Genomic DNA, 23426 nt, shown 5'->3' with positions numbered 1-23426 from the left:
GAAACGGGTGCATGACACCCGAACTGCTGGCACGCGCCAGGGCCGTCCTCCGCAGCACCCCCGTGGTGGACGGCCACAACGACCTGCCCTGGGCGATGCGCGCCCAGGTCGGGTACGACCTGGACCTCCTCGACCTGGCCGAGGACCAGAGCGGACGGCTGCACACCGACCTCGGCCGGCTCCGGGCCGGCGGGGTGGGCGCCCAGTTCTGGTCGGTCTTCGTCCGCAGCGACTACGCCGGCGACCAGGCCGTCAGCGCCACCCTCGAACAGATCGACTTCGTCCGGGCGCTGACCGAGCGCTACCCCGACCGGCTGAGCCTCGCGTTCACCGCCGACGACATGGAACGGGCCCGCGCCGAGGGCCGGATCGCCTCCCTGATGGGTGCCGAGGGCGGACACTCCATCAACTGCTCGCTCGCCACCCTGCGGGCGCTGTACGCGCTGGGCGTGCGCTACATGACGCTCACCCACAACGACAACGTGCCCTGGGCCGACTCCGCCACCGACGAGCCGGCCGTCGGCGGGCTGACCGCCTTCGGCGAGGAGGTCGTCCGGGAGATGAACCGGCTCGGCATGCTGGTCGACCTCTCGCACGTCCACGAGGACACCATGCGCGCCGCGCTCCGGGTCGGCGAGGCGCCGGTGATCTTCTCGCACTCCTCGGCGCGGGCCGTCTGCGACCACCCGCGGAACGTCCCGGACGACGTGCTCGCCCAACTCCCCGCCAACGGCGGCGTCGCGATGGCCACCTTCGTCCCCAAGTTCATCCTCCCCGCCGCCATCGAGTGGACCCTCACCGCGGACGAGAACATGCGGGCGCACGACCTCCACCCGCTGGAGACCACGCCCGCCGCGATGGAGGTGCAGCGCGCCTTCGAGGCCGCCCACCCGCGGCCGGAGGCCACCGCCGCGACCGTGGCCGACCACCTCGACCACATGCGGGAGGTCGCCGGCATCGACCACATCGGCATCGGCGGCGACTTCGACGGCACCGCCTTCGTCCCCACCGACCTGGACGACGTGGCCGGCTACCCCAACCTGATCGCGGAACTCCTGCACCGCGGCTGGTCCGAGGCCGACCTCGCCAAGCTCACCTGGCACAACGCCGTCCGCGTCCTGCGCGACGCCGAGGCGGTGGCCCGCGACCTCCAGCGGACCCGTCGGCCGTCCCTGGCCCGGATGGACTGAGGCCCGCGCACCGGGGCCGCCTCCGGGCGGACCCGGTGCGTACCCTGGCCCGGTTGACCTTGACCCTGGGGCAGACGGGAGCGTGGTGGGCGTGGAGGAGGAACCCCTGCTCAGTATCGGTGTCTTCGCACGCCGCGCCCGGCTCTCCCAGAAGGCCCTGAGGCTGTACGACCGCCAGGGCCTGCTGAAGCCGGACGAGGTCGACCCGGTGACCGGCTACCGGTACTACCGGGAGGGCCGGCTCGCCGCCGCCCGGCTGATCGTGCGGCTCCGCGGGCTGGACATGCCGCTGGCCGAGGTCGCCGAGGTGCTGGCCCTGCCGGGCCCGCAGGCGGCCGCCCTGGTGGACGCGTACTGGCGGTCGGTGGAACGCCGGATCGCCGGCCAGCGCGAGCTCGCCGCCTTCCTCCGCATCCAACTGTCAGGAGGCGAAGGGAGATTGGACATGTACGAGATCCAGCAGCGCGAGGTGCCGGAGCAGTTGGTGCTCACCGAGCAGCGGCACATCCGGCCGGAGGAACTGCCCGAGTGGATCCCGCAGGCCTGCGACCGGCTGTTCGCCTCCGCCTGGGCGTACGGCGGCCTCGCCGGTGCCCCGTTCGTGGTCTACCACGGCGAGGTCGACGAGGACGGCGACGGCCCGGTGGAACTCTGCGTCCCGGTCGACCCGGCGCGCGCCGCCGAGCTGAAGGAGGCCCACCGGACCGAGCCGGCCCGGCGGGAGGCGTACATCCGGATCACCAAGGCCCAGGCCGAGTACCCGCAGATCCTCGCGGCCTACGACGCCGTGTTCGAGTGGGCGGGGAAGAACGGCCTCACGCCCGCCGCGGCCCCCCGCGAGGTGTACTTCACGGACTGGGCCGCGGCCGGCCCGGAGGACGAGGCCTGCGACATCGCCCTCCCGGTCGCCTGACACCGGGCCGTCAGAGCAACGGCAGCTCGATCGCCGGGCACTTGTCCATGACCATGTCCAGCCCCGCCCCGGTGGTGCGCCGGTAGGCGTCCTCGTCGATGACGTCGAGCTGGAACCACACGGCCTTCGCGCCCACCGCCACCGCCTGGTCGGCGACCTCGCCGGCCAGGGCGGAGTTCACGAAGACGTCGACCACGTCGACGGGGAAGGGGATGTCGGCCAGGGTGGCGTACCCCTGCTCGCCGAGCACCGTCTCGGCCTTGGGGTGCACCGGCACCACACGCTTGCCCGCGCGCTGCAGCACCCGCGCCACGCCGTACGCCGCCCGCCGGGTGTTGGTGGACAGCCCGACCACCGCCCACACCTCGCCGGTCTCCTTGAGGATGCGCCGGACGGTCGCTTCGTCTCCGTAGCTCATGCCAGCTCCAACCGCCCGTCGGTCCGGCTCATTCCGCAGCCCGGCCGACGGGCGGACCCGCTCTCCGGGAATCCCCGGACCGGTGCCGGGGTGCCGTCACTCGACGACGGGCCGGCCCATCGCGCGGTACGTCCAGCCGGCCGCGCGCCAGCGGGCGCCGTCCAGGACGTTGCGTCCGTCCACCAGCCGCCGCTCGGCGACCACCGCGCCGACCGCCACCGGGTCGAGCTCGCGGAACTCCTGCCACTCCGTCAGGTGCAGCACCACGTGGGCGCCCTCGACGGCCTCCATGGCGGAGTCCGCGTACGCCAGGCTGGGGAACATCTTCCGGGCGTTGTCCACGGCCTTGGGGTCGTAGACGGTGACCTGGGCGCCCTGGAGCTGGATCTGGCCGGCCACGTTGAGCGCGGGGGAGTCCCGGATGTCGTCCGAGTTGGGCTTGAAGGAGGCGCCCAGCACGGCGACCCGGCGGCCGAGGAAGCCGCCGCCGCACTGCTCGCGGGCCAGCTCGACCATCCGGGAGCGGCGCCGCATGTTGATCGAGTCGACCTCGCGCAGGAAGGTCAGCGCCTGGTCCGCGCCGAGCTCTCCGGCCCGGGCCATGAACGCCCGGATGTCCTTGGGCAGGCAGCCGCCGCCGAAGCCGAGGCCGGCGTTGAGGAACTTGCCGCCGATCCGGGCGTCGTGCGCCAGCGCCTGGCTGAGCTGCACCACGTCGGCGCCGGCGCTCTCGCAGACCTCCGCCATGGCGTTGATGAACGAGATCTTGGTGGCGAGGAAGGAGTTCGCCGCGGTCTTCACCAGCTCGGCGGTGGGGAAGTCGGTGACCACGAACGGCACGCCCTCGGCGATCGGGGTGGCGTACACCTCGCGCAGCAGCCGCTCGGCGTGCTCGCTGCGGACGCCGACCACCAGCCGGTCCGGGTGCAGGGTGTCGCCGACCGCGTAGCCCTCGCGCAGGAACTCCGGGTTCCAGGCCAGCTCGGCACCCTCGCCGGCCGGCGCCAGGGCGGCCAGCCGCTCGGCGAGCCGGCTCGCGCTGCCGACCGGGACGGTGGACTTGCCCACCACCAGCGCCGGGCGGCGCAGGTGCGGGGCGAGCGCGTCCAGCGCCGCGTCCACGTAGGTCATGTCCGCGGCGAACTCGCCCTTCCGCTGCGGGGTGTTCACGCAGATGAAGTGGACGTCGCCGAACTCGGCGACCTCCTCGGGCGAGGTGGTGAAGCGCAGCCGCCCGGTCGAGCCCTCGTGACCGACCACGTGCTTGAGCAGCAGCTCGGACAGGCCCGGCTCGTACATCGGGACCCGGCCGGCGGAGAGCGCGGTGATCTTCTCCGGGTCGACGTCCATGCCGAGGACCTCGAACCCGAGTTCCGCCATGCACGCGGCGTGCGTCGCGCCCAGGTAGCCGGTACCGATCACCGTGATGCGGAGGGCCACGCGCTTCCCCTTATGTCGGGTCGTTCGGTCGGCGACCGCGCAGGGTGCCGGCGGTCGCAGCCACTGATGGTATCCGGCGTCCGCCGGGCTGCGAAGGCGCTCACCGGAAAGCCCCTCGCGGCCCCGGCCCGGCACCGCCGCAGGTCCACCGCGGGACGGCTGCCGGACGGCCGCGATGAGCGCCCCGGCCGGTCCGGGCGTCCCCGCGCGGTAACGAATCGGACGCCGGCTCGTCCCGAAGCCGTCCCCAGCGGGCCCCTGGCCCACGGCGGCCCGGGCCGGGACGGCAGAATGCCGCGCATGGATTCGAAGGAGTACGAGGACGCGCCGGACGAGCGCGCCCGGTCACTGAGCCTGTTCGACGGTACCGGCGAGGAGGACCGGGCCGCCGCGGACGGGACCGGGGAGGCGGCGGCCCAGGACCCGCCCGCCGGCGACCGGAAGCGCAAGCGCAGGACCCGCCGGGTGCTGGTCTGGACGGTGGCCGTGCTCCTGCTGCTGGTCGCCGGCGGCGTCGGCGGCCTCTACTGGACCGCCAGCCACTACGCGGACTCGGTCGACCGGATCCCCAACGCCTTCCCGACCATCCCCGAGTCCGAGCAGCCCAAGGCCGTGCCGCACACCGGCCAGACCTTCCTGCTGGTCGGCCTGGACGCCCGCTCCAAGGACGCCACCACCGGCGCCACCGCCAAGGCCCCGGCGTGGAAGGAGGGCGCCCAGCGCAGCGACACCATGATGCTGATGCACATATCCGCGGACCGGAAGAGCGTCTCGGTGGTCTCCCTCGCCCGTGACACCTGGGTGGACGTCCCCGGGCACGGCAAGGCGAAGATCAACGCCGCGTACTCCTGGGGCGGCCCGGCCCTGATGGTCCAGACGGTGCAGAACCTGACCAACATCCGGATCGACCACATCGCCGTCATCGACTGGAACGGCTTCAAGGCCCTCACCGACGCCGTCGGCGGCGTGGACATCACCATCCCGAAGACCATCGAGGCCCGCGGCGACGCCCGGCGGTGGGAGAAGGGCCCCCACCACATGAGCGGCGACGAGGCCCTGCTCTACGTCCGCGAGCGGCACGGCCTGCCCAACGGCGACCTGGACCGCACCAAGCGCCAGCAGAACTTCCTCCGCGCGCTGATGAAGCAGACCCTCAGCTCGGGCACCCTGGGCAACCCGAGCCGGCTCGGCGGCCTGCTGCAGAACGTCGGCGACGTGGTCAGCGTGGACGACAAGTTCAGCAACAACGACCTCTACGACCTCGGCTGGAGCCTGCGCGGCCTGCGCGCCGACGACGTCCGCTTCATGAACGCCCCCTTCGGCGGCTTCGACTCGATCCAGGGCCAGTCGGTGGTGCTGCTCGACAAGGCGGCCGCCACCCCGCTCTGGGAGGCCATGAAGAACGACAGGATGGACGACTACTTCGCCACCCACAAGACCAGCAGCGACACCCTCGGCGAGGACGTCCGCTGACCTCGTGTCGCCCGCGTCACTGCCGCCGCCGGTGTCCTCGCCCCTAGACTCGACCTACTTAACGGTCATTAACTGAGGGGCGAGGACATGGCGGGCAACTCCGGGGCGGACTTCGACCTGTTCAAGCTGTCGGAGGAGCACGAGATGCTCCGGGAGTCGGTGCGGTCGCTGGCGGAGGCGAAGATCGCTCCGTTCGCGGCGGAGGTGGACGAGCTGGGCCGGTTCCCGCAGGAGGCGCTGGACGCGTTGCAGGGCAACGATCTGCACGCGGTGCACGTGCCGGAGGAGTACGGCGGTGCGGGTGCGGACGCGCTGGCGACGGTGCTGGTGATCGAGGAGGTGGCGCGGGTGTGTGCGTCGTCCTCGCTGATCCCGGCGGTGAACAAGCTGGGTTCGCTGCCGGTGCAGCTGTCGGGCTCGGAGGAGCTGAAGGCGAAGTACCTGGGGGCGCTGGCCCGGGGCGAGGGCATGTTCTCGTACTGCCTGTCGGAGCCGGAGGCGGGTTCGGACGCGGCGGGGATGAAGACCCGTGCGGTGCGGGACGGCGACTTCTGGGTGCTCAACGGTGTGAAGCGGTGGATCACCAACGCCGGCGTGTCGGAGTTCTACACGGTGATGGCGGTGACCGACCCGGAGCTGCGGTCCAAGGGCATCTCGGCGTTCGTGGTGGAGAAGGCGGACGAGGGCGTGTCCTTCGGCGCGCCGGAGAAGAAGCTGGGCATCAAGGGCTCGCCGACCCGTGAGGTGTACTTCGACAACGTGCGGATCCCGGCGGACCGGATGATCGGCGCGGAGGGCACCGGCTTCGCGACCGCGATGAAGACGCTCGACCACACCCGGGTGACCATCGCCGCGCAGGCGATCGGCATCGCCCAGGGCGCGCTGGACTACGCCAAGGGCTACGTCAAGGAGCGCAAGCAGTTCGGGAAGGCGATCGCCGAGTTCCAGGGCGTGCAGTTCATGCTCGCGGACATGGCGATGAAGCTGGAGGCCGCCCGGCAGCTGACCTACGCGGCGGCGGCCAAGTCCCAGCGCACCGACGGCGACCTGACCTTCTTCGGCGCGGCGGCCAAGTGCTTCGCCTCGGACGTGGCGATGGAGGTCACCACGGACGCGGTGCAGCTGCTGGGCGGGTACGGCTACACCCGGGACTACCCGGTCGAGCGGATGATGCGCGACGCGAAGATCACCCAGATCTACGAGGGCACCAACCAGGTCCAGCGGATCGTCATGGCCCGCAACCTCCCGTAAGGGCCCGCGGAGGAACGTGCAGGGCCCCTCGTGCGCGCACGAGGGGCCCTGCGTCACACCGCGCCGGCTACTTGGTGTCCGGCACCGCGGTGTCGTTCTTCAGCGCGTCGAACACCGCCTTGGACTTCGCCGGGTCCCACTTCACCGCCGACTCGCCGGTCGGGGTGCGGAAGTCCGGGTTGCCGATCGGCACGGTCATGCTCCGCCCGTCGCCGCCGGAGACCTTCTTCATCGACAGGAACAGCGAGCCCAGGTCGGTCAGGCCGGCGTCCTCGTCCACGATCAGGGTGCCCAGGCCCGAGCTCACCATCGGGTAGAAGGTGAACGGGTTGAGCAGGGTGGCCGGCGAGGCCGCCTGCTTGGCCAGCGCGCTCAGGAACTTCTGCTGGTTGCGCATCCGGCCCAGGTCCTGGTCGGCCATCTGGTGCCGCTGCCGGACGAACGCCAGCGACTGCGAGCCGCTCAGGGTCTGGCAGCCGGCCTTCAGGTCGAGGCCGGAGTCGCGGTCGTTGATGTCCTTCTCGATGCACATCTCCACACCGCCCACCGAGTCGACGATGCCGACGAAACCGGCGAAGCCGATCTCCGCGTAGTGGTCGATCCGCAGGCCGGTGTTGGTCTCCACGGTCTGCGTCAGCAGCTTGCCGCCGCCGAGCGCGAAGGCCGCGTTGATCTTCCGGTTGGCGGCGGCGACGTTCTTCCCGCCCTCCTGGTGCGCCGGGACGTTCACCCAGGAGTCACGCGGGATCGACATCAGGGTGTTCCCGTCGTCCCCGATGTGCAGCAGCATCATCGAGTCGCTGCGCTTGCCCTGCGCGGACCCGGTGTGGAGGTTGTCCTCGTCCGCCTCGGTCAGCCCGGCGCGGCTGTCGGAGCCCACGATCAGCCAGTTGGTGCCCTTGCCCGCGGCCGGCCGGCCCGGGTAGTCGGACAGCACGTCCTTGTCGTGGTTGAGCTTGGAGTCGGCCCAGAAGTACGTGCCGATCCCGGTCACCAGCAGCGCGCCGACCAGGGCGAGCGCGGCCACCTTGATCTTCCGCTTCCGGGGCCAGCGCGAGGCCGGCGCCGGTGCACCGGACACCCCGGGGCCGCCCGGCGCGCCCGGACCGCCCGGGCCGCTCGGCGGGCCGTAGCCGTCCGCCGGACCGTACCCCTCGGCCGGACCGAAGCCGCCGCCCGCCGCCTGCTGCGGCACCCGCGGGTACGCCTGCGGCTGGGCCGGCGCCGCCGCACCCGCCCCGCGCGGGTTGAGCTCCGGGGGCAGCGGCGGCTCGGCGGCCGCGCCGTACCCCTGCCCGCCGTTGCCCTGACCGTACGAGCCACCGCCGCCCGGGCGGTCCTCCTGCCACGTGTTCATGGGGGGAAGGATGCCCGAAGACGGGGCCCGGCAGTGCGCCGGGTGCCCCCACCGGGCCCGTTGTAGCCGATTTGATGCAGGGCCCGGATCGTTCCGCGGAATGTTCATCCCCTGGAACCAACCTTGACCCCCGGAAACCGGCCGTGCTTGCATGCCTGCCATGGAGCAGCGAACCCCCCTCACCCGTCGGCGCCACGTCGACCTGGGGCGTGTCTCCCGTTCGCTGTGTCGCGGCTGACGTCCGCCGCCGTTCAACCCTCCTCCCCGCACCGCCCGCGCACCCGTCCCCATACCGGTGCGCGGCGCCCCCGGTGCCCGCCGCTCCCGCTGTCCTCCTGCCCCGAGGTGAACTCCATGGCCGTCGTCCTGTCCGTGTCCGGCTCCCCGTCCGCGACCTCCCGCACCACCCGCCTGCTCCGCCACGTCGACGCCCGGCTGGCCGGCCGAGGCCACCGGGTGGTGCCGCTCCAGGTCCGCGACCTGCCCGCCGAGGCGCTGCTGAGCGCCGACACCGCGCACCCCGAGATCGCCCGGGTGATCGAGCTGTTCGCCGAGGCCGACGGCGTGGTCATCGGCACCCCGGTCTACAAGGCCGCCTACTCGGGCCTGCTGAAGACCCTGCTCGACCTGCTCCCGCAGTACGCGCTGCGGGGCAAGGCCGTCCTCCCGCTGGCCACCGGCGGCTCGCCCGCCCACGTCCTCGCGGTGGACTACGCGCTGCGTCCGGTGCTCAGCTCGATGGGCGCCGGCCACATCACCCAGGGCTGGTTCGTCCTGGACCGGCACGTGTCGGTGCGCGAGGACGGCAGCACCGAGATCGAGCGCGAGACGGACGTGCTGCTGGCCCCCGTGGTGGACGCCTTCGCCGAGGCCCTGGAGCGCCGTCCCGAACTCGTCCCCGCAGGCTGACCCGCCCGACCCTCATCCCCGGGGACCGGACCCCTAGGGGTAGGGCGCCCCGATCCCGTACATCTCCCGGTCGCCGACCTTCCTCCCGGCGGAGGACGATCGGCGGCCGGGCGGCTCCTAACGTGTTCCTTACCTTCCCGAGGACCACATGAGGAGAACCCAGTGACGACGGCATCGAGGCCCCAACCGGACCTCCAGCTCCCCGGCGGCCGGGACGCCGTCGCCGCCAGCGCGCGCAAGGTGACCAAGGCGTACGGCGCCGGCGAGACCCGGGTCACCGCGCTCGACGCGGTGGACGTGGACATCCAGAGCGGGCGGTTCACCGCGATCATGGGCCCGTCGGGCTCCGGCAAGTCCACCCTGATGCACTGCCTGGCCGGGCTCGACACGGTCACCGAGGGCCGGATCTGGATCGGCGACCAGGAGGTCACGGGGCTGAAGGACAAGCAGCTCACCAGACTCCGCCGGGACAGAATCGGCTTCATCTTCCAGGCGTTCAACCTTCTGCCGACGCTCAACGCGCTGGAGAACATCACGCTGCCGATGGACATCGCCGGCCGCAAGCCCGACCGCGCCTGGCTCGACCAGGTCATCGAGACCGTCGGCCTGTCCGACCGCCTGGGGCACCGGCCCACCCAGCTCTCCGGCGGCCAGCAGCAGCGCGTCGCGGTGGCCCGCGCCCTCGCCGCCCGGCCCGAGATCATCTTCGGGGACGAGCCCACCGGCAACCTGGACTCCCGGTCCGGCGCCGAGGTCCTCACCTTCCTCCGCCGCTCGGTGGACGAGCTGGGCCAGACCATCGTCATGGTCACCCACGACCCGGTCGCCGCCGGCTACGCGGACCGCGTGCTGTTCCTCGCGGACGGCCGCATCGTCGACGAGATGCACGCCCCGACCGCCGACTCCGTCCTCGAGCGCATGCGCCGTTTCGACGGCAAGCGCACCAGCTGACGGGGGACGGGTTCGATGCTGCTCAAGACCTCCCTGCGGAGCTTCTTCGCCCACAAGGGCCGGATGGTGCTCTCGCTGATCGCCGTCGTCCTGTCGGTGGCCTTCGTCTCCGGCACCCTGGTGTTCTCCAACACCGCCACCAGCACCTTCGACCGGCTCTTCGCCTCCACCGCCTCCGACCTCTCCGTCCAGCCGGCCGAGGACAAGCTGGCCGCCGCCGAGACCGCCGGCGGCCGGGCCCGGACCGTCCCGGTCGACACCCTGGACCGGCTCAAGGGCCGCCCCGGCGTGAAGACCGCCATCGGCCAGGTCTTCGTCCAGACCGCCGTCCTGGTCGACCCGGCCACCAACAAGTCCATCGGCCCGACCGGCGGCGCCCCGACCCTCACCGGCAACTGGACCGACACCCCGCGGAACTCGCTGGACATCACCTCCGGCCACGCCCCCCAGGGCTCCCGCGACATCGTCCTCGACGCCGACACCGCCAAGAAGAACGGCATCGGCCTCGGCGGCGCGCTGCGGGTGATCACCCGCGGCGGCAGCCACGACTACACCGTCTCCGGCATCGCCACCTTCCGCACCACCAACCCCGGTGCCGCGCTGGCCTTCCTGGACACCCCGACCGCCCAGCAGGACCTGCTCGGCACCACCGCGTACACCTCCGTCGAGCTCTTCGGCGACGGCAGCCGCAGCGACGAGCAGCTCAAGTCCGACGCCCTCACCACCCTCGGCACCGGCTACCAGGCCAAGACCGCCGCCGAGCAGAAGGCGGAGAACAACAAGGGCGTCGGCTCCTTCCTCACCTTCATGAAGTACGCCATGCTCGGCTTCGCCGGGATCTCCCTGCTGGTCGGCGGCTTCCTGATCATCAACACCTTCTCGATGCTGGTCGCCCAGCGGACCCGCGAGATCGGCCTGCTGCGGGCCATCGGCGGCAGCCGGTCCCAGGTCAACCGCTCGGTGCTGATCGAGGCGCTGATCCTCGGCGTGCTCGGCTCCACTCTCGGCCTCGGCGCCGGCCTCGGCCTCGCCACCCTGCTGATCCAGCTGATGAAGGCCGTCGGGATGAACCTCGACGCCTCCTCGCTGGAGGTCGGCTGGACGGTCCCGACCGCCTCGTACACGGTCGGCGTCCTGATCACCGTGCTCGCCGCCTGGATCCCGGCCCGCCGGGCCGGCACGATCTCCCCGATGGCCGCCCTGCGCGACCACGGCACCCCGGCGGAGGCCTCCGCCAACCGGATCCGCACCCTCGTCGGCCTCGTCGTCACCGGGATCGGCGCCGCCGGCCTGGCCGGCGCGTTCGCCGCAGAGGAGGGCGGCACGGGCGGCCTGCTGCTGGGCGCGGGCGTGCTGTTCACCCTGGTCGGCTTCGTCGTCCTGGGCCCGCTGCTGGCCACCGGCGTGGTCCGGGTGCTCGGCGCCCTGCTGCCCGCGCTGTTCGGCCCGGCCGGCAAGCTCGCCCAGCGCAACGCCGTCCGCAACCCGCGCCGCACCGGCGCCACCGCGGCCGCCCTGATGATCGGCCTGGCCCTGGTCACCGGTGCCTCGGTGGTCACCTCGTCCATGGTCAGCTCGGCCAACGCCCAGATCGACCAGTCCGTCGGCGCGGACTACATCATCGGCACCGAGGGCATGCCCCTGCCGCTCGGCCCGGAGATCCTCGACGCCGCCGAGCGCACCCCGGGCATCGCCCACATCACCGAGGCCCGCGAGATCCGCACCCGGCTCACCACGCCGGACGGCGCCAGCATCGACACCGACCACATGTTCGCCTCCACTGCCGCGTTCCTCAGCGACTTCCGGATGCCGGTCTCCGCCGGCCGCCCGGAGGCCGTCTTCGAGGGCGGCGTCTCGGTGGACCAGAAGTTCGCCGACGCGCACCACCTCAAGGTCGGCGACCCGATCAAGGCCGAGTACGCCGGCGGGCGCACCCAGACCCTCCCGGTCGCGGTGATCACCAAGCCCGGCAGCGAGACCTTCGACGACCGCTACCTCGTCTCGGTCGACACCCTGCGCAAGGTCCTGCCCGAGGACCAGCTGCCCGCGCCGATCCAGATCTACGGCCAGGCCGCGGCCGGCGCCGACAAGGAGGCCACGCTGACCGCCCTGCAGAAGGCCCTGGAGCCCTTCCCCCAGATCACCGTCCGGGACCGGGCCGGCTTCAAGGACCTGATCCAGCAGCAGGTCAACACCCTGCTGTACATGGTGTACGGGCTGCTGGGGCTGGCGATCGTGGTCGCGGTGCTCGGTGTGGTGAACACCCTGGCGCTGTCCGTGGTGGAGCGCACCCGGGAGATCGGCCTGCTGCGGGCGATCGGCCTGTCGCGGCGGCAGCTGCGGCGGATGGTCCGCCTGGAGTCGGTGGTGATCGCCCTGTTCGGCGCCGTCCTCGGCACCGGTCTCGGCCTCGCGTGGGGCGTCACCTCCCGCGACGTCCTCGCCACCCAGGGCCTCACCACCCTGACCGTCCCGGTCGGCACCATCGTCGCCATCCTGACCGCCTCGGCGTTCGTCGGCCTCCTCGCCGCCCTCGTCCCGGCCTTCCGCGCCGCACGCATGAACATCCTGGCCGCCATCGCCACCGACTGACGGAGCCACCCCCCAGGGGCGCGAGGACCTGCGTGAATCCCACGCAGCTCCTCGCGCCCCCTTTGCGTGGCCTGCCGACGCAATCGGTGTACATCAGGGGCGCGGGGAACTGCGCGAGCCGTACTCCCTCCCCGCTGGTGGCCTGCCGACGCAATCGGTGCACCTGAAGGTCTCGCCTCAGGAGCACACGTCGCCTCCCCTCCTCAGCCGCAGGTGAGACTGCTCCCCGCCTCCGCCGTGATCGGAGTACCGGCCGACGGCGAGGGCGCGGGGGAGGCGTAGTCGGTGCCGATCAGCACCTGGAGGGTGGCGCCCAGCCCGGGGGCGGCCACCAGGTCGGCCCCGGGCACCGCCGCGGCCAGGATCTTCGCCGACTCGTCCCACCGCGGGTCGTACCGGACGACCGTCCGCCCCGCCACCCCACCCTCCGCGTTGCCCGGCGTCCCGGTGGTCGCGAACCCCGCCTTCCGCAGGTCCGCGTCCACCCGCGCCCCCAACCCCTGCACCCCCGACCCGTTCAGCACCTGCACCCGGATCGTCCCCGGCGCTACCGCTCCGCTCCCCGCCTGACCGGCAGCCTCCCCACCCGCCTCACCCGAACCCGAACCCGAACCCGAACCCGACGCCGAACCCCCCGGCGCCACCACCACCGGCCCGTCCGTCCGCGCCGCCAGCGGCCGCCCCTCCCGCACCGCGTCGAACAGCGCCTTCGCCCCCTTCTCGTCCCACCGCACGGTGGACCCCCACCCGGGCACCTGGTAGTCGATGTCCGCCAGCGGCACGGTCGCGAAGTCGGCGCTGCCGGCGTTGAGGGTCCGCAGCCGGGTGGTGAGGGAGAGCAGCTCCGCGGTGCCGAGCCCCTTGTCGGCCTTGACGGACTTGAACACCGAGTCGGTGACCCGCCCGAGCCGGACCGGGTCGAGCAGGGTGGAACTCTCGGTGGCCTGCCGCAGCAGCTGGGCGAGGAAGCGCTGCTGGCGGTGCATCCGGCCGAGGTCGGAGCTGCCGTCCAGGTGCCGGGCCCGGACGTACTTGAGGGCGCCGGCGCCGTCGAGGCGGCTGGTGCCGGCGGGGAGGTCGAGTCCGGCGCGCTCGTCCTTGAGCGGCTTGCTGGTGCAGACGTCGACCCCGCCGAGGGCGTCGACGGCGGCGACGAAGCCGAGGAAGTTGATCTGCAGGTAGTGGTCGATCCGCAGGCCGGTGTTCTGCTCCACGGTGCGGACGGTGAGCGCGGCGCCGCCCATCCCGTACGCGGCGTTGATCTTGCCCTTGGCGGCCGGGACCGGGCGGCGGGTGGCGGCGTCCTCGTGTGCGGGGATGTCGACGTAGGAGTCGCGCGGGATGGAGACGACGCTGGCCCGGCCGCCCTTGTCGGCGAGCCGGACGATCATGAGGGTGTCGGTGCAGTGGCAGGACTCCCCGCCGGCGTGCAGCACGTTCTTCAGGGTGGCCTCGGGGATGCCCTCGCGGTCGTCGGTGCCGGCCAGCAGGAAGGTGGTGACGCCGTCGTCGGCGGGGCGGCGGTTGCCGACGTCGATGGCGTCCACCCGGTCGATGGCGTCGCCGACGCCGTGCAGCAGGGCCCAGCCGCCGCAGGAGGTGGCCAGGACGGCCAGCGAGAGCCCGCCGGCGGCCAGCCGGCCCCAGCGTTCCAGGCGGCGTCGGCGGGCCGCCGACCGGTTACGGGAGGGGACGGCGCGGCGCTCGGCGGACGGGGGCTTGGCGGGCATCTCTCGGATGGTAAGGGCGGCCGGGGCCCGGGCCCGGCGGCGGCGCGCCACCGTCACCCGGGTCGGTGAAACGTTCCGCCGTCCGGCCCGCGGTCGATTGCCGCCCACCCGCATCTGACAAGGCCGGGGCCCCGCCGGTACGCTCGGGCGCGATGAACACCAAGGCTGCTGAGGAGCTGCCGGCGGTCTCCGTGATCATGCCGGTGCTCAACGAGGAACGACACCTCCGCACCGCCGTCCGGCGCATCCTGGAACAGGACTACGCGGGCGAGCTGGAAGTGGTGATCGCGCTCGGCCCGTCCACCGACCGGACCGACGAGATCGCCGCCGAACTGGTGGCCGAGGACCCGCGGGTCCGTACCGTGCCCAATCCGACCGGCCGGACGCCGGCCGGCCTCAACGCGGCGATCCGCGGTTCGCGTCACCCGATCGTGGTACGCGTCGACGGCCACGGCCTGCTCACCCCGGGCTACATCGGCACCGCGGTCCGCCTGCTCGACGAGATGGAGGCCGCCAACGTCGGCGGCATCATGTTCGCCGAGGGGGAGACCGAGTGGGAGAAGGCGGTCGCCGCCGCCATGACCTCCAAGATCGGTGTCGGCAACGCGGCCTTCCACACCGGCGGCCTGGCCGGCCCGGCGGACACCGTGTACCTGGGCGTCTTCCGGCGCGAGGTGCTGGAGAAGCAGGGCGGCTACAACGAGGAGTTCGTCCGCGCCCAGGACTGGGAGCTGAACTACCGGATCCGCCAGGACGGCGGCCTGATCTGGTTCACCCCGCAGCTGAAGGTCACCTACCGGCCGCGGCCCAGCGTCCGGGCGCTGGCCAAGCAGTACAAGGACTACGGCCGCTGGCGCCGGGTGGTCACCCGCTACCACCGCGGCTCGGTCAACCTCCGCTACCTGGCCCCGCCGGCCGCGGTGCTGGCCATGCTGCTCGGCGTGATGCTGGGCGCGGCCGTGCACCCGGCCTTCCTGGCGGTCCCCTGCCTGTACCTGCTGGGCATCCTGGCCGGTGCGGCGGTCGGCGGTCGCGGACTTTCCGTCCGGGCCAGGCTGCAGCTCCCGGTCGCCCTGATGACCATGCACCTGAGCTGGGGCTTCGGGTTCCTGACCTCACCGCGCTCGCTGGCCCGCCGGGTCATCGGCAGCCGTACCCCGGCCCCGATGACCCGCGCCTCCGAGGCCGGCCGCGCCGAAGCCTAGGCATGGCCGGAGCGGTCCGGTCGGACACCGGCCGGCCTCGTCCGATCCGCCCCCTCGCTCCCGTCCGCGCCGCTAGGGTCGCGCCATGGGGATTGCTGAGGGGGCGGAGCCGCTCCGCGAGGGCGTGCGGGTGGAGTCCACCGCGGACGTCGACGACCGGGCCGTGATCGGCCCGGGCACCACGGTCTGGCACCTGGCCCAGATCCGCGAGCACGCCGAGATCGGCGCCGAGTGCATCATCGGCCGCGGCGCCTACATCGGCCCGGGCGTCCGCCTGGGGAGCCGGGTCAAGCTGCAGAACCACGCCCTGGTGTACGAGCCGGCCGTGCTGGAGGACGGGGTGTTCGTCGGCCCGGCGGCCGTCCTGACCAACGACCTGTACCCGCGCTCGGTGGACGTGGACGGCACGCTCAAGCGCGGCGACGACTGGCACGCCCGCGGGGTGACGCTGCGCCGGGGCTGCTCGATCGGCGGCCGTGCGGTGCTGGTCGCGGGGGTGACCGTGGGGCGCTGGGCGCTGGTCGCCGCCGGGGCGGTGGTGCACCGGGACGTGCCCGACTTCGCGCTGGTGGCCGGGGTCCCGGCGCGCCGGATCAAGTGGGTCGGCCGGGCCGGCGAGCCGCTGGAGGCGGCCGGCGCCGACCGTTGGCGCTGCCCCCGCACCGGCGAGGAGTACGTCGAGGCGGACGGCACCCTCACCCCGGCGGACGAGACCCCCTGAACCCCGGCGGACGGGACCGCCTCGACCCCGGCGGATGAACGGAACACCGGCCGGGGCGGGGGCCGCCCGAACCGGCCGGTGCCGTCCCGTCCGGGTCCGTCACTTCCAGGTGTAGATCCCGCCCTGCGGGTTGACCTCCATGCAGCCCTCCACGTCCGAGGTGGAGGAGTCGGCGGCCTTCGGCAGCTCGGTGGGCACCGGCTGGGAGGCCGGTCCGGCGAAGGTGGTGCCGCTCGGCCAGTCCTTGCCGATCACCACGGTGACGCCCTTCGTCCCGGCGGACTCCTTGAGCGCGCCGTCCGGCAGCTTCAGCGCGGCGGCCACCGCCTCGGCCTCGGCCCGCAGCCCGTTGCCGTAGAGCAGTTCGGTGGTGGAGCGGACGGCGGCGGAGGCCGGTACCGCCTTGGTGAACCCGGCTGCGGTCAGCGCGCCCTTCACCTCGGTGGCCCGGTTGGTCGCGCCGGAGGCGTTCTGCACGGTCACCGCGACCGCCTTGTTCACCGGGCCCTTGGCCGGGCCGGCCGAGGCACCGCCCGCCGGAGCGCCGCCGGCCGGGGCGGACGCCCCCGCCGCGCCGGGCGAGGCCGCGTCGGAGGCACCGGGCGCCGGCACCGGGCCCTTGCCGTCCAGCGGGGCGTCGGCCAGCAGCATCTTCCAGACCTGGCCGGCGTCCGGCTCCTTGAGCTGCACCTTGGCGCTGTTGGCCGGGTCCGGCTTCCACGGGATGGTCAGGGTGGTGATCCGCTCCGGCGGGACGGACCGCAGCTCGCCGCCGAGGTCGTACAGCTTGCGGACGTCGGCCAGCGGCCGGTCCACGCTCAGCGACTTGGTGGCCGCCTCGGCGAGCCCCATCAGCTCGCCCGGGTCGGTCAGCCGCCCGCTGGACCTGAGCTGGCGGAGCATCGAGGACAGGTACATCCGCTGCGCCTTGGTCCGGCCGATGTCGGAGCCCCAGGCGTCCCGGACCCGCAGCCACTTGAGCGCGTCCTCGCCCTTCAGGGGCGTGGTGCCCTTGGGCAGCTTGAGGTCGGTGCCGCCGATCCCGGGCTGGTACCGGTCGTACATGTTCATGTTGACGCAGACCGGGACGCCGCCGATCGCGTCGGCCATCCGGACCACCCCGCTGAAGTCGACCATCATGTAGTGGTCGATGTCGAGGCCGGTGAGCTTGATCCAGGTGCCGACGACGCAGCCCGGGCCGCCGCGGGCCAGCGCCTCGTTGATCTGGGTGTGCCGGGTGGCCTTGTACTCCTTGCCGTCCTCGCCGCGGCAGGCCGGCATGTCGACCATGCTGTCGCGGGGGACGACGATGAGCGAGGCGTTGCTGCGGTCGGCCGAGACGTGCAGCAGCATCTGGACGTCGGCCAGGCCCGGCCGGTCGGCCTCGTCGGCCGAGCCGCCGAGGTCCACGTTCTCCTTGGAGCCGCGGCTGTCGGTGCCGAGCAGCAGGATGTTCAGCGGGGTCCGGCCCTTGGCGTCCGGGGCGGTCCGCGCGCCCTGCTCGTCCGAGAGGTTCTTGCTCCCGGCCTGAATGTTGGCGTTCAGGTGCCGGTAGTACAGGTAGCCCGCACCGCAGCCGGTCACCAGGACCACGCCGGTGGTGAGGGCGACCCAGCGGATCCAGCGCTTGCGGCGGCCGTTCGCGCTCCTGCGCCGGTCGGCCCGCCGGCCGCCCCCGCCCGGAGCCCCGCCGCCCGGCTCCCCGTCGTTCGGCCCCCCGCTGCCCCCGCCTCCGGCCCGCTCGCCGAGGGTGGCCCCGCCGGCGGCGGCCGCCCGGCGGGCGGCGGCCCGGCCGCCGGTCACGGGTATCGACTCACTGCTCGTCATACCCGTAGACACGCACGCAGGAGGTAAATAGTCACATCATCAGAAAAAACTGACGCCGCGTTAAGGCGTATTTACTTAGCGCACACGTTGGTGTCGTCGGCCTGCACCCGCTGGAGGTCCTTCGGGGCCTCGGCGGGCGCCGAGGCGGCTGCGCCGGCGGGGCCGCCCGTGTAGTCCTTGCCGAGTATCACCAGCAAGGCGTCCTTCGCCCCGAGCTTGGCGCTCTGCTTGACGGCGTCGGCGGGCAGTCCGAGGGCCGCCGCCAGGGCCGCGGCCTGTTCGGCCTTCCCGGCCGGGTAGGAGACCGAGCTGGTGGCCGCGATCTCGGCGTTCCCGCCGGTGGCCGCCAGCGTGAACCCCTTGCCCTGCAGCGCGGCGACGGCCTTGCTCGCCTGCTGCGGGGTGCCGCTGCCGTTGCGGACGTTCGCCCGGACGGTCTTCGGGTCCACCTGGGCGGCCCCGGCTCCCGCGCCGGCCGCGTCCGAGGGCGTCGGCGCCGCGGCGGAGGGCGAGCCCTCCGGCTGCGCCACCTCGGTGAGCGAGCGGTCGTTCGCGATCATCGAGAACAGCTGCCCGGCGTCGGGCTCCTTGAGGGCCAGCCGGTTCGGATCCTTCGGATCGTCCACCACCGGCACGGTGGTGAAGGTGATCTTCGAGGTGTCCACCCCGCTCAGGTCCAGGGCCAGGTCCTTGAGCTTGTTGACGTCGTTGATCCCCGAGTCGACGGTGAGCGCCTTGGTGGCCGCGTCGGCGAGGTTCCACAGCTTGGTCGGGCTGGTCAGGGTGTCGCTGCTCTTGATCTTGCGGATCATCGAGCTGATGAACTGCTGCTGCAGCGGGATCCGGGTCAGGTCGCCGCCGAAGCCCACGGCGTGCCGGGTGCGGACGAAGGCCAGCGCCTCCTCGCCCTGCACCACGTGCCGGCCCTTGCTCATCTTCAGGTGCGAGTCCGGGTCGTTGATGTCCTTGGCGGCGCAGACCTCCACCCCGCCCACGGCGGCCGAGAGCGTCTTCACCGCCTCGAAGTTGACCATCATGAAGTGGTCGATCCGGATGCCCGTCATCTTCTCGACGGTCTTCCAGGTGCAACCCGGGTCCCGGCCCTCCTGCCCCAGGCTGGTGTTGAACATCCCGCGGGCCTCGCCGGGGATCTTCTTCGCTCCGCTCTGGCACTCGGGGATGGGCACCATCAGGTCGCGCGGGATCGACACCACCGTGGCGTTGCTGCGGTCCTTGGCCACGTGGAACAGCAGGGTGGTGTCGGCGTGCCCGGTACTGCCCTCGTCGCCGTACTCCCGGCCCAGGCCCTCGCGGCTGTCGGTGCCGATCACCAGGATGTTCATCGCGGCGCCGGCCGCCTTCGGGCGCTCCGCCTCGTTGCCCAGCTGGACCTCGACCGAGCTGATGTTCCCGTTGAAGTGCTGGTATGCGTAGTACGCGCCGCCGCAGCCGGCGACCAGGACCAGCGCGGCCACACCGGCGGTCCACTTGAGGGCCCGTCGGCCCCGCGGCCGTCCGCGGCCGTCGCGGCGCCGGGAGACCCGCCCGCCGCCGTCGCCCGCGCCGTCCCCGCCGGGTCCGCCGGCGCTGCCGCCGTCGTCGGGGCGCCCGGAGGCCCGCCGGCCGCCTGTGGCGGGCCGCGGTACGGTCGGTGCGGATGCCGCGGCCGGTGGATTGAGGTCGAGGCGGAACTCACCGGTCCGGGGGTCGAGCACCCACTGGTCGGCCGGATCGACGTCCTGGGCGAACGGGTCCGCCAGGCCGTTCTGATACCGGTGTCCGCTGTTCACCCGGGACACCCTAGACGAGCCGGGGCCGTCCGCCGGTCACGGTGTGACATCTCCCACAGGCCCGACACCGGACATACTCTGCCAAACCACCCGCCAGACCTTCACGCGACGTACGCAGTTCCGTGACCTGAGGCGGGGTCAGTGCATGCTGCACGGATCCTGGTCCGCCGTGCTGCCCGGCAGCGAGGGCGCCGTCCCGGCCGACCCGCCCGCCGACGGCGAGACCGAGGGCGAGACCGTGGGCGAGGCCGACGGCGAGGCCCAGGGCGAGGCCGGGGAGGCGGCCGGTCGAGAGCCGGCGGCCGAGGGCGTGGCGGGCGCGGCCCCCGCCCCCGTCCCCTCCGCACCCTCCTCCGGCGCCACCTCCTCGGCGGCCCCGGCCTCCTCGTCGCCGTCCGCCGCCTCCGGGCCGTCCGGGTCATCGGTCGCGGAACCGGCCCCGGGCGCCGGGCTCGCACCCGGGAGCACGCCCGCGTACGCGTGCACCTCCACCGTCCGGTCCTCCCGCAGCGCCGCGAACAGCTGGTCGGTCTGCGGCTGGACGAACTCGTCCCGGTTCCGGTTCAGCCGGTACGGCCGGCGCGGAGCGGTCAGGAAGGTCACGTTCTGCGGAGGCATCGAGCGCAGCTGCTGGGTGAGGTCGTACAGCGCGCTCAGCCGGCTCAGCCCGGGGTCGGCCGTGATCGCCGAGGTCGCGGCGTCCAGCAGCGGCCAGATCCGGACCGGGTTGAGCAGCACCCCCTGCGACTGCACCTTGCGGATCAGCGAGGCCAGGAACTGCTGCTGACGGCCCATCCGCTGGGTGTCGCTGCCGTCGCCCAGCGACTCCCGGGCCCGGACGTACCCCAGCGCCTGCTCGCCGTGCAGCACCTGTCGCCCGGCCGGCAGGTCCAGCTGCGCCTTCCGGTCGTGGATCGGCTGCGCCACGCACACCTCGACCCCGCCGACGGCGTCCACCATCCGCTTGAAGCCGGTGAAGTCCAGGATCAGGTGGTGGTCGATCCGCAGACCGCTGAGCCGTTCCAGGGTGCGGATGGTGCAGGCCGGCCCGCCCAGCTCGAAGGCCTGGTTGAACTGGGTGAACGCGGCCCGCGACCGGGTCCCGTCCGGCCGGTCGCAGGCCGGCACGCCCACCATCACGTCGCGCGGCACCGACACCGCCGTGGCGTACCTCCGGTCCGCCGACAGGTGCAGCAGGATCGTGGTGTCCGACCGCTGGCCGCCCGCCGAGCCGTACTCCTCGTTGGCGCCGCTGCGGTCGTCGCTGCCGATCAGCAGGATGTTCACCGCCAGGCCGTTGCTCAGCGGCCGGTCCGTGGCCAGGTCCAGCAGCCGCCCGGTGGCCGCGTCCGTCCCGATGTTGCCGTCCAGCCTCCGGTACGCGAGCCAGGCGGTGAGGCCGCCCGCCAGCAGCACCAGGGCCAGGGCGCCGCAGGCCACGGCCAGCCGGTGCCGGCGGACGAACGGCCAGGGCCGGCGCAGCACAGCCCGGAGCCGGCGCGGGAACGGGCGGCGCCCCCCGCCCGTGGGGGTCGGGGGGCGCTCGTCAGGGGGTCGCTGCTCCTCGGCCATCGCCGGTAAGCCCTACCCGGCGGCGCGGCCGGCGTGATCAGCCGAGGCGCAGAGTCACCCGTTCGGACTCGACGCGCTTCTCCCACTGCTCCTCGGAGAGCTTCTCCGAGTGTCGGCAGAGCACCACCGAGGCGCCGGCCGCCAGCGGGGCCAGCAGGCCCGCCTCCAGGCCGGTCCAGTCGTCGAACGAGAGGGTGGAGAGCACCCGGCTGGCCGGGGTGAGGCCGAGCCGGGCCGCGCCCTCGCGGGCCAGGGCGACGGTCTGCTCGCCGGTGAGCTTCAGCGCCAGGTCGTCCACCCGGGTCTCCAGCGCGGGCGCCTGCGGGTCCACCGGGGAGTACGGGGCGAACCGGTCGCCCTGGCCGGGCACCTCGGCGGCGTAGTCCAGGAAGCCCTCCGGGCGCTGCGGGAACCGGCCGCCCAGCGGGCGCAGGGCGAGCGCCACCCGCTCGCCGGAGCAGGCCTCGGCGGCGGCCAGCCCGTCCGGGCCGCTGACCACCAGGTCGGCGTCGGCCGGGTCGCCGCCCGGGACCGCGGTCACGCCGACCGACCAGCAGGCCAGCAGCCAGACCGCGGACTGCCAGTGCGCGGGGAGCAGGAGCGAAGCCCGGTCGTCCGGGCCGGCGTTGAGCTCGTCCTGGAGGAGGTTGGCGGTCTTGGCGACCCAGTTGTCGAAGGTCTTCGCGGACAACTCGACCCGTTCGCCGGTGGAGTCGTCGTAGAAGGTGATCAGGGGGCGGGAGGGGTCGGCATCGGGGGCGCCGGCGCGCAGGTAGGCGTGCAGCAGCTCGGCGGGCGTGCGGGCGTCGGCAGCGAAAGGCGCAGTCATGGTGCGGTCCAGCCTAAGCCTTCCCCACCCCTGCTCGGGAGGGGTGTCCCCGGTGCTCGCGGGTGGTCGGCGCGGCGGGGTGATCCGGCGTCAACACCCTCCTCCGCGTCGCCTCCTCGGCCGCGGGCCCGGGGCGCCGCCGGCCGGGTGCGGCTCACCCGGGCGGGTGGGGGCGGCCCGGCCGCGCCGCGGTCACCCGCCCGGGCGGCGCGAGGGCCCCGGCGGGCGCCCGCCGGGGCGACGTATCGTTCATGGCGCCCGGGCATCCGGGAGGGCGGAGCCGAGGAGGTGGGCAGGTGGGGACGGACCCCGGAACCGGGCGGCGCTGGCGCCCCGGCTACCCGGTCGACCTCGGACGGACGCTGTTCCCGCTCCGCCGCGGCCCGGCCGACCCGGCCTTCCGCACCACCCCCGACGGCGCGTTCTGGCGGGCCTCGCTGACCCCGGCCGGCCCGGGGACGCTCCGGCTCCGGGCCGACGCCCGGCTCGGCGAGATCGAGGCGCTGGCCTTCGGCCCGGGCGCCGACTGGCTGCTCGACCGGTTCCCCGACCTGCTCGGCGCCGCCGACGACCCGGCCGCCCTGGACCTGCCCCCGGGCCCGCTGCGCGAGGCCCAGCGCGGCCACCCCGGGCTGCGGCTGACCAGGACCGGCCTGGTGATGGAGTCGCTGGTCCCGGCGATCCTGGAGCAGAAGGTGACCACCGACGAGGCGTACCGGGCCTGGCGGACCCTGCTGCGCGACTTCGGCACCCCGGCGCCGGGGCCGGTGGAGGGGATGCGGGTGGCGCCCACGGCCCGCGGCTGGGCGATGATCCCCAGCTGGGAGTGGCACCGGGCGGGCGTGGACCCCAAGCGCTCGGCCACCGTGGTGCGGGCGGCCCGGCTGGCGCCCCGGCTGGAGGAGGCTTCGGCGATGGCCCCCGAGGAGGCCTTCGCCCGGCTCACCGCGGTGCCGGGGATCGGCGTCTGGACGGCGGCCGAGACCCTGCAGCGCGCCAGTGGCGACCCGGACGCGGTCTCGGTCGGCGACTTCCACCTGCCGAACCTGGTGGGCTGGGCGCTGGCCGGCCGCCCGCGCAGCGACGACGCGCAGATGCTCGACCTGCTCGATCCGTACCGCCCGCAGCGGCACCGGGTCTGCCGGCTGATCGGGCTGACCGGGGCCCGCGCGCCCCGGTTCGGCCCCCGGCTCACCCCGAACGACCACCGCCGCCGCTGAACCGCGGCGTCCGGCCTCGGCTGCGTCCGGGCCGAGCG

Annotated in this window: 18 protein-coding genes; 10 read left to right on the top strand and 8 right to left on the bottom strand. The window is 73.5% G+C overall.

The window, feature by feature from the left end:
• Positions 1-11 precede the first annotated feature (11 nt).
• On the top strand, positions 12-1190 hold the full coding sequence (locus ABWK59_RS13760; RefSeq protein ID WP_354640867.1) for a dipeptidase: 1179 nt from the start codon (positions 12-14) through the stop codon (positions 1188-1190).
• Positions 1191-1272: 82 nt separating this feature from the next.
• A complete protein-coding gene (locus tag ABWK59_RS13755; RefSeq protein WP_354640866.1) occupies positions 1273-2103 on the top strand; it encodes a MerR family transcriptional regulator in 831 nt (276 codons plus the stop codon).
• Between the two features lie 10 nt (positions 2104-2113).
• Here ABWK59_RS13755 and ABWK59_RS13750 read toward each other — a convergent pair whose 3' ends face one another.
• On the bottom strand, positions 2114-2521 hold the full coding sequence (locus tag ABWK59_RS13750; protein WP_354640865.1) for a CoA-binding protein: 408 nt from the start codon (positions 2519-2521) through the stop codon (positions 2114-2116).
• A gap of 96 nt (positions 2522-2617) precedes the next feature.
• On the bottom strand, positions 2618-3961 hold the full coding sequence (locus tag ABWK59_RS13745; RefSeq protein WP_354640864.1) for a UDP-glucose dehydrogenase family protein: 1344 nt from the start codon (positions 3959-3961) through the stop codon (positions 2618-2620).
• Between the two features lie 300 nt (positions 3962-4261).
• On the opposite strand from ABWK59_RS13745, the gene ABWK59_RS13740 reads away from it, so the two are divergent.
• On the top strand, positions 4262-5434 hold the full coding sequence (locus ABWK59_RS13740; RefSeq protein ID WP_354640863.1) for an LCP family protein: 1173 nt from the start codon (positions 4262-4264) through the stop codon (positions 5432-5434).
• Between the two features lie 87 nt (positions 5435-5521).
• Entirely contained in the window at positions 5522-6685 is a 1164-nt protein-coding gene (locus ABWK59_RS13735; protein ID WP_354640862.1) for an acyl-CoA dehydrogenase family protein, read from the top strand.
• 67 nt (positions 6686-6752) lie between these two features.
• On the opposite strand, the gene ABWK59_RS13730 is transcribed toward ABWK59_RS13735, so the two are convergent.
• Positions 6753-8042, bottom strand: coding sequence for an LCP family protein (locus tag ABWK59_RS13730; protein ID WP_354640861.1), 1290 nt, complete (start codon positions 8040-8042; stop codon positions 6753-6755).
• Between the two features lie 354 nt (positions 8043-8396).
• Here ABWK59_RS13730 and ssuE point away from each other — a divergent pair, with 354 nt between their 5' ends.
• The 3 genes from ssuE to ABWK59_RS13715 all read left to right on the top strand — a co-directional run bounded on the left by ssuE (position 8397) and on the right by ABWK59_RS13715 (position 12494).
• The gene (ssuE, locus tag ABWK59_RS13725) at positions 8397-8951 is read left to right on the top strand and encodes an NADPH-dependent FMN reductase (protein WP_354640860.1); all 555 of its coding nucleotides are present in this window, start codon (positions 8397-8399) and stop codon (positions 8949-8951) included.
• Positions 8952-9113: 162 nt separating this feature from the next.
• Positions 9114-9902, top strand: a complete 789-nt coding sequence (locus tag ABWK59_RS13720; RefSeq protein ID WP_354640859.1) for an ABC transporter ATP-binding protein — start codon at positions 9114-9116, stop codon at positions 9900-9902.
• Between the two features lie 15 nt (positions 9903-9917).
• A complete protein-coding gene (locus ABWK59_RS13715; RefSeq protein WP_354640858.1) occupies positions 9918-12494 on the top strand; it encodes an ABC transporter permease in 2577 nt (858 codons plus the stop codon).
• 203 nt (positions 12495-12697) lie between these two features.
• On the opposite strand, the gene ABWK59_RS13710 is transcribed toward ABWK59_RS13715, so the two are convergent.
• Positions 12698-14224 carry an LCP family protein gene (locus ABWK59_RS13710; protein ID WP_354640857.1) on the bottom strand — a complete coding sequence of 509 codons (1527 nt, stop codon included), beginning with the start codon at positions 14222-14224 and terminating at the stop codon, positions 12698-12700.
• Positions 14225-14376: 152 nt separating this feature from the next.
• Here ABWK59_RS13710 and ABWK59_RS13705 point away from each other — a divergent pair, with 152 nt between their 5' ends.
• Both ABWK59_RS13705 and ABWK59_RS13700 read left to right on the top strand, forming a co-directional pair.
• Entirely contained in the window at positions 14377-15429 is a 1053-nt protein-coding gene (locus ABWK59_RS13705) for a glycosyltransferase family 2 protein (RefSeq protein WP_354640856.1), read from the top strand.
• An 85-nt stretch (positions 15430-15514) separates the two neighbouring features.
• A complete protein-coding gene (locus ABWK59_RS13700; protein WP_354640855.1) occupies positions 15515-16150 on the top strand; it encodes an acyltransferase in 636 nt (211 codons plus the stop codon).
• Between the two features lie 99 nt (positions 16151-16249).
• On the opposite strand, the gene ABWK59_RS13695 is transcribed toward ABWK59_RS13700, so the two are convergent.
• From ABWK59_RS13695 to ABWK59_RS13680, 4 genes are all read right to left on the bottom strand, one after another.
• Positions 16250-17977, bottom strand: coding sequence for an LCP family protein (locus ABWK59_RS13695; protein WP_354640854.1), 1728 nt, complete (start codon positions 17975-17977; stop codon positions 16250-16252).
• Positions 17978-18048: 71 nt separating this feature from the next.
• Positions 18049-19767, bottom strand: a complete 1719-nt coding sequence (locus ABWK59_RS13690) for an LCP family protein (protein WP_354640853.1) — start codon at positions 19765-19767, stop codon at positions 18049-18051.
• A 138-nt stretch (positions 19768-19905) separates the two neighbouring features.
• Positions 19906-21252: an LCP family protein gene (locus ABWK59_RS13685; RefSeq protein WP_354640852.1), complete on the bottom strand. Its 1347-nt coding sequence runs from the start codon at positions 21250-21252 to the stop codon at positions 19906-19908.
• A 124-nt stretch (positions 21253-21376) separates the two neighbouring features.
• Entirely contained in the window at positions 21377-22168 is a 792-nt protein-coding gene (locus ABWK59_RS13680; protein ID WP_354640851.1) for a TIGR03089 family protein, read from the bottom strand.
• 251 nt (positions 22169-22419) lie between these two features.
• On the opposite strand from ABWK59_RS13680, the gene ABWK59_RS13675 reads away from it, so the two are divergent.
• Positions 22420-23388: a DNA-3-methyladenine glycosylase family protein gene (locus tag ABWK59_RS13675; RefSeq protein WP_420492778.1), complete on the top strand. Its 969-nt coding sequence runs from the start codon at positions 22420-22422 to the stop codon at positions 23386-23388.
• Positions 23389-23426 lie beyond the last annotated feature (38 nt).

This window comes from Kitasatospora sp. HUAS MG31 (assembly GCF_040571325.1).
In the GTDB taxonomy this organism is placed as follows: domain Bacteria; phylum Actinomycetota; class Actinomycetes; order Streptomycetales; family Streptomycetaceae; genus Kitasatospora; species Kitasatospora camelliae.
Note: the sequence above shows the minus strand (reverse complement) of the source record. Positions and strands in the feature narration are given on the sequence as shown.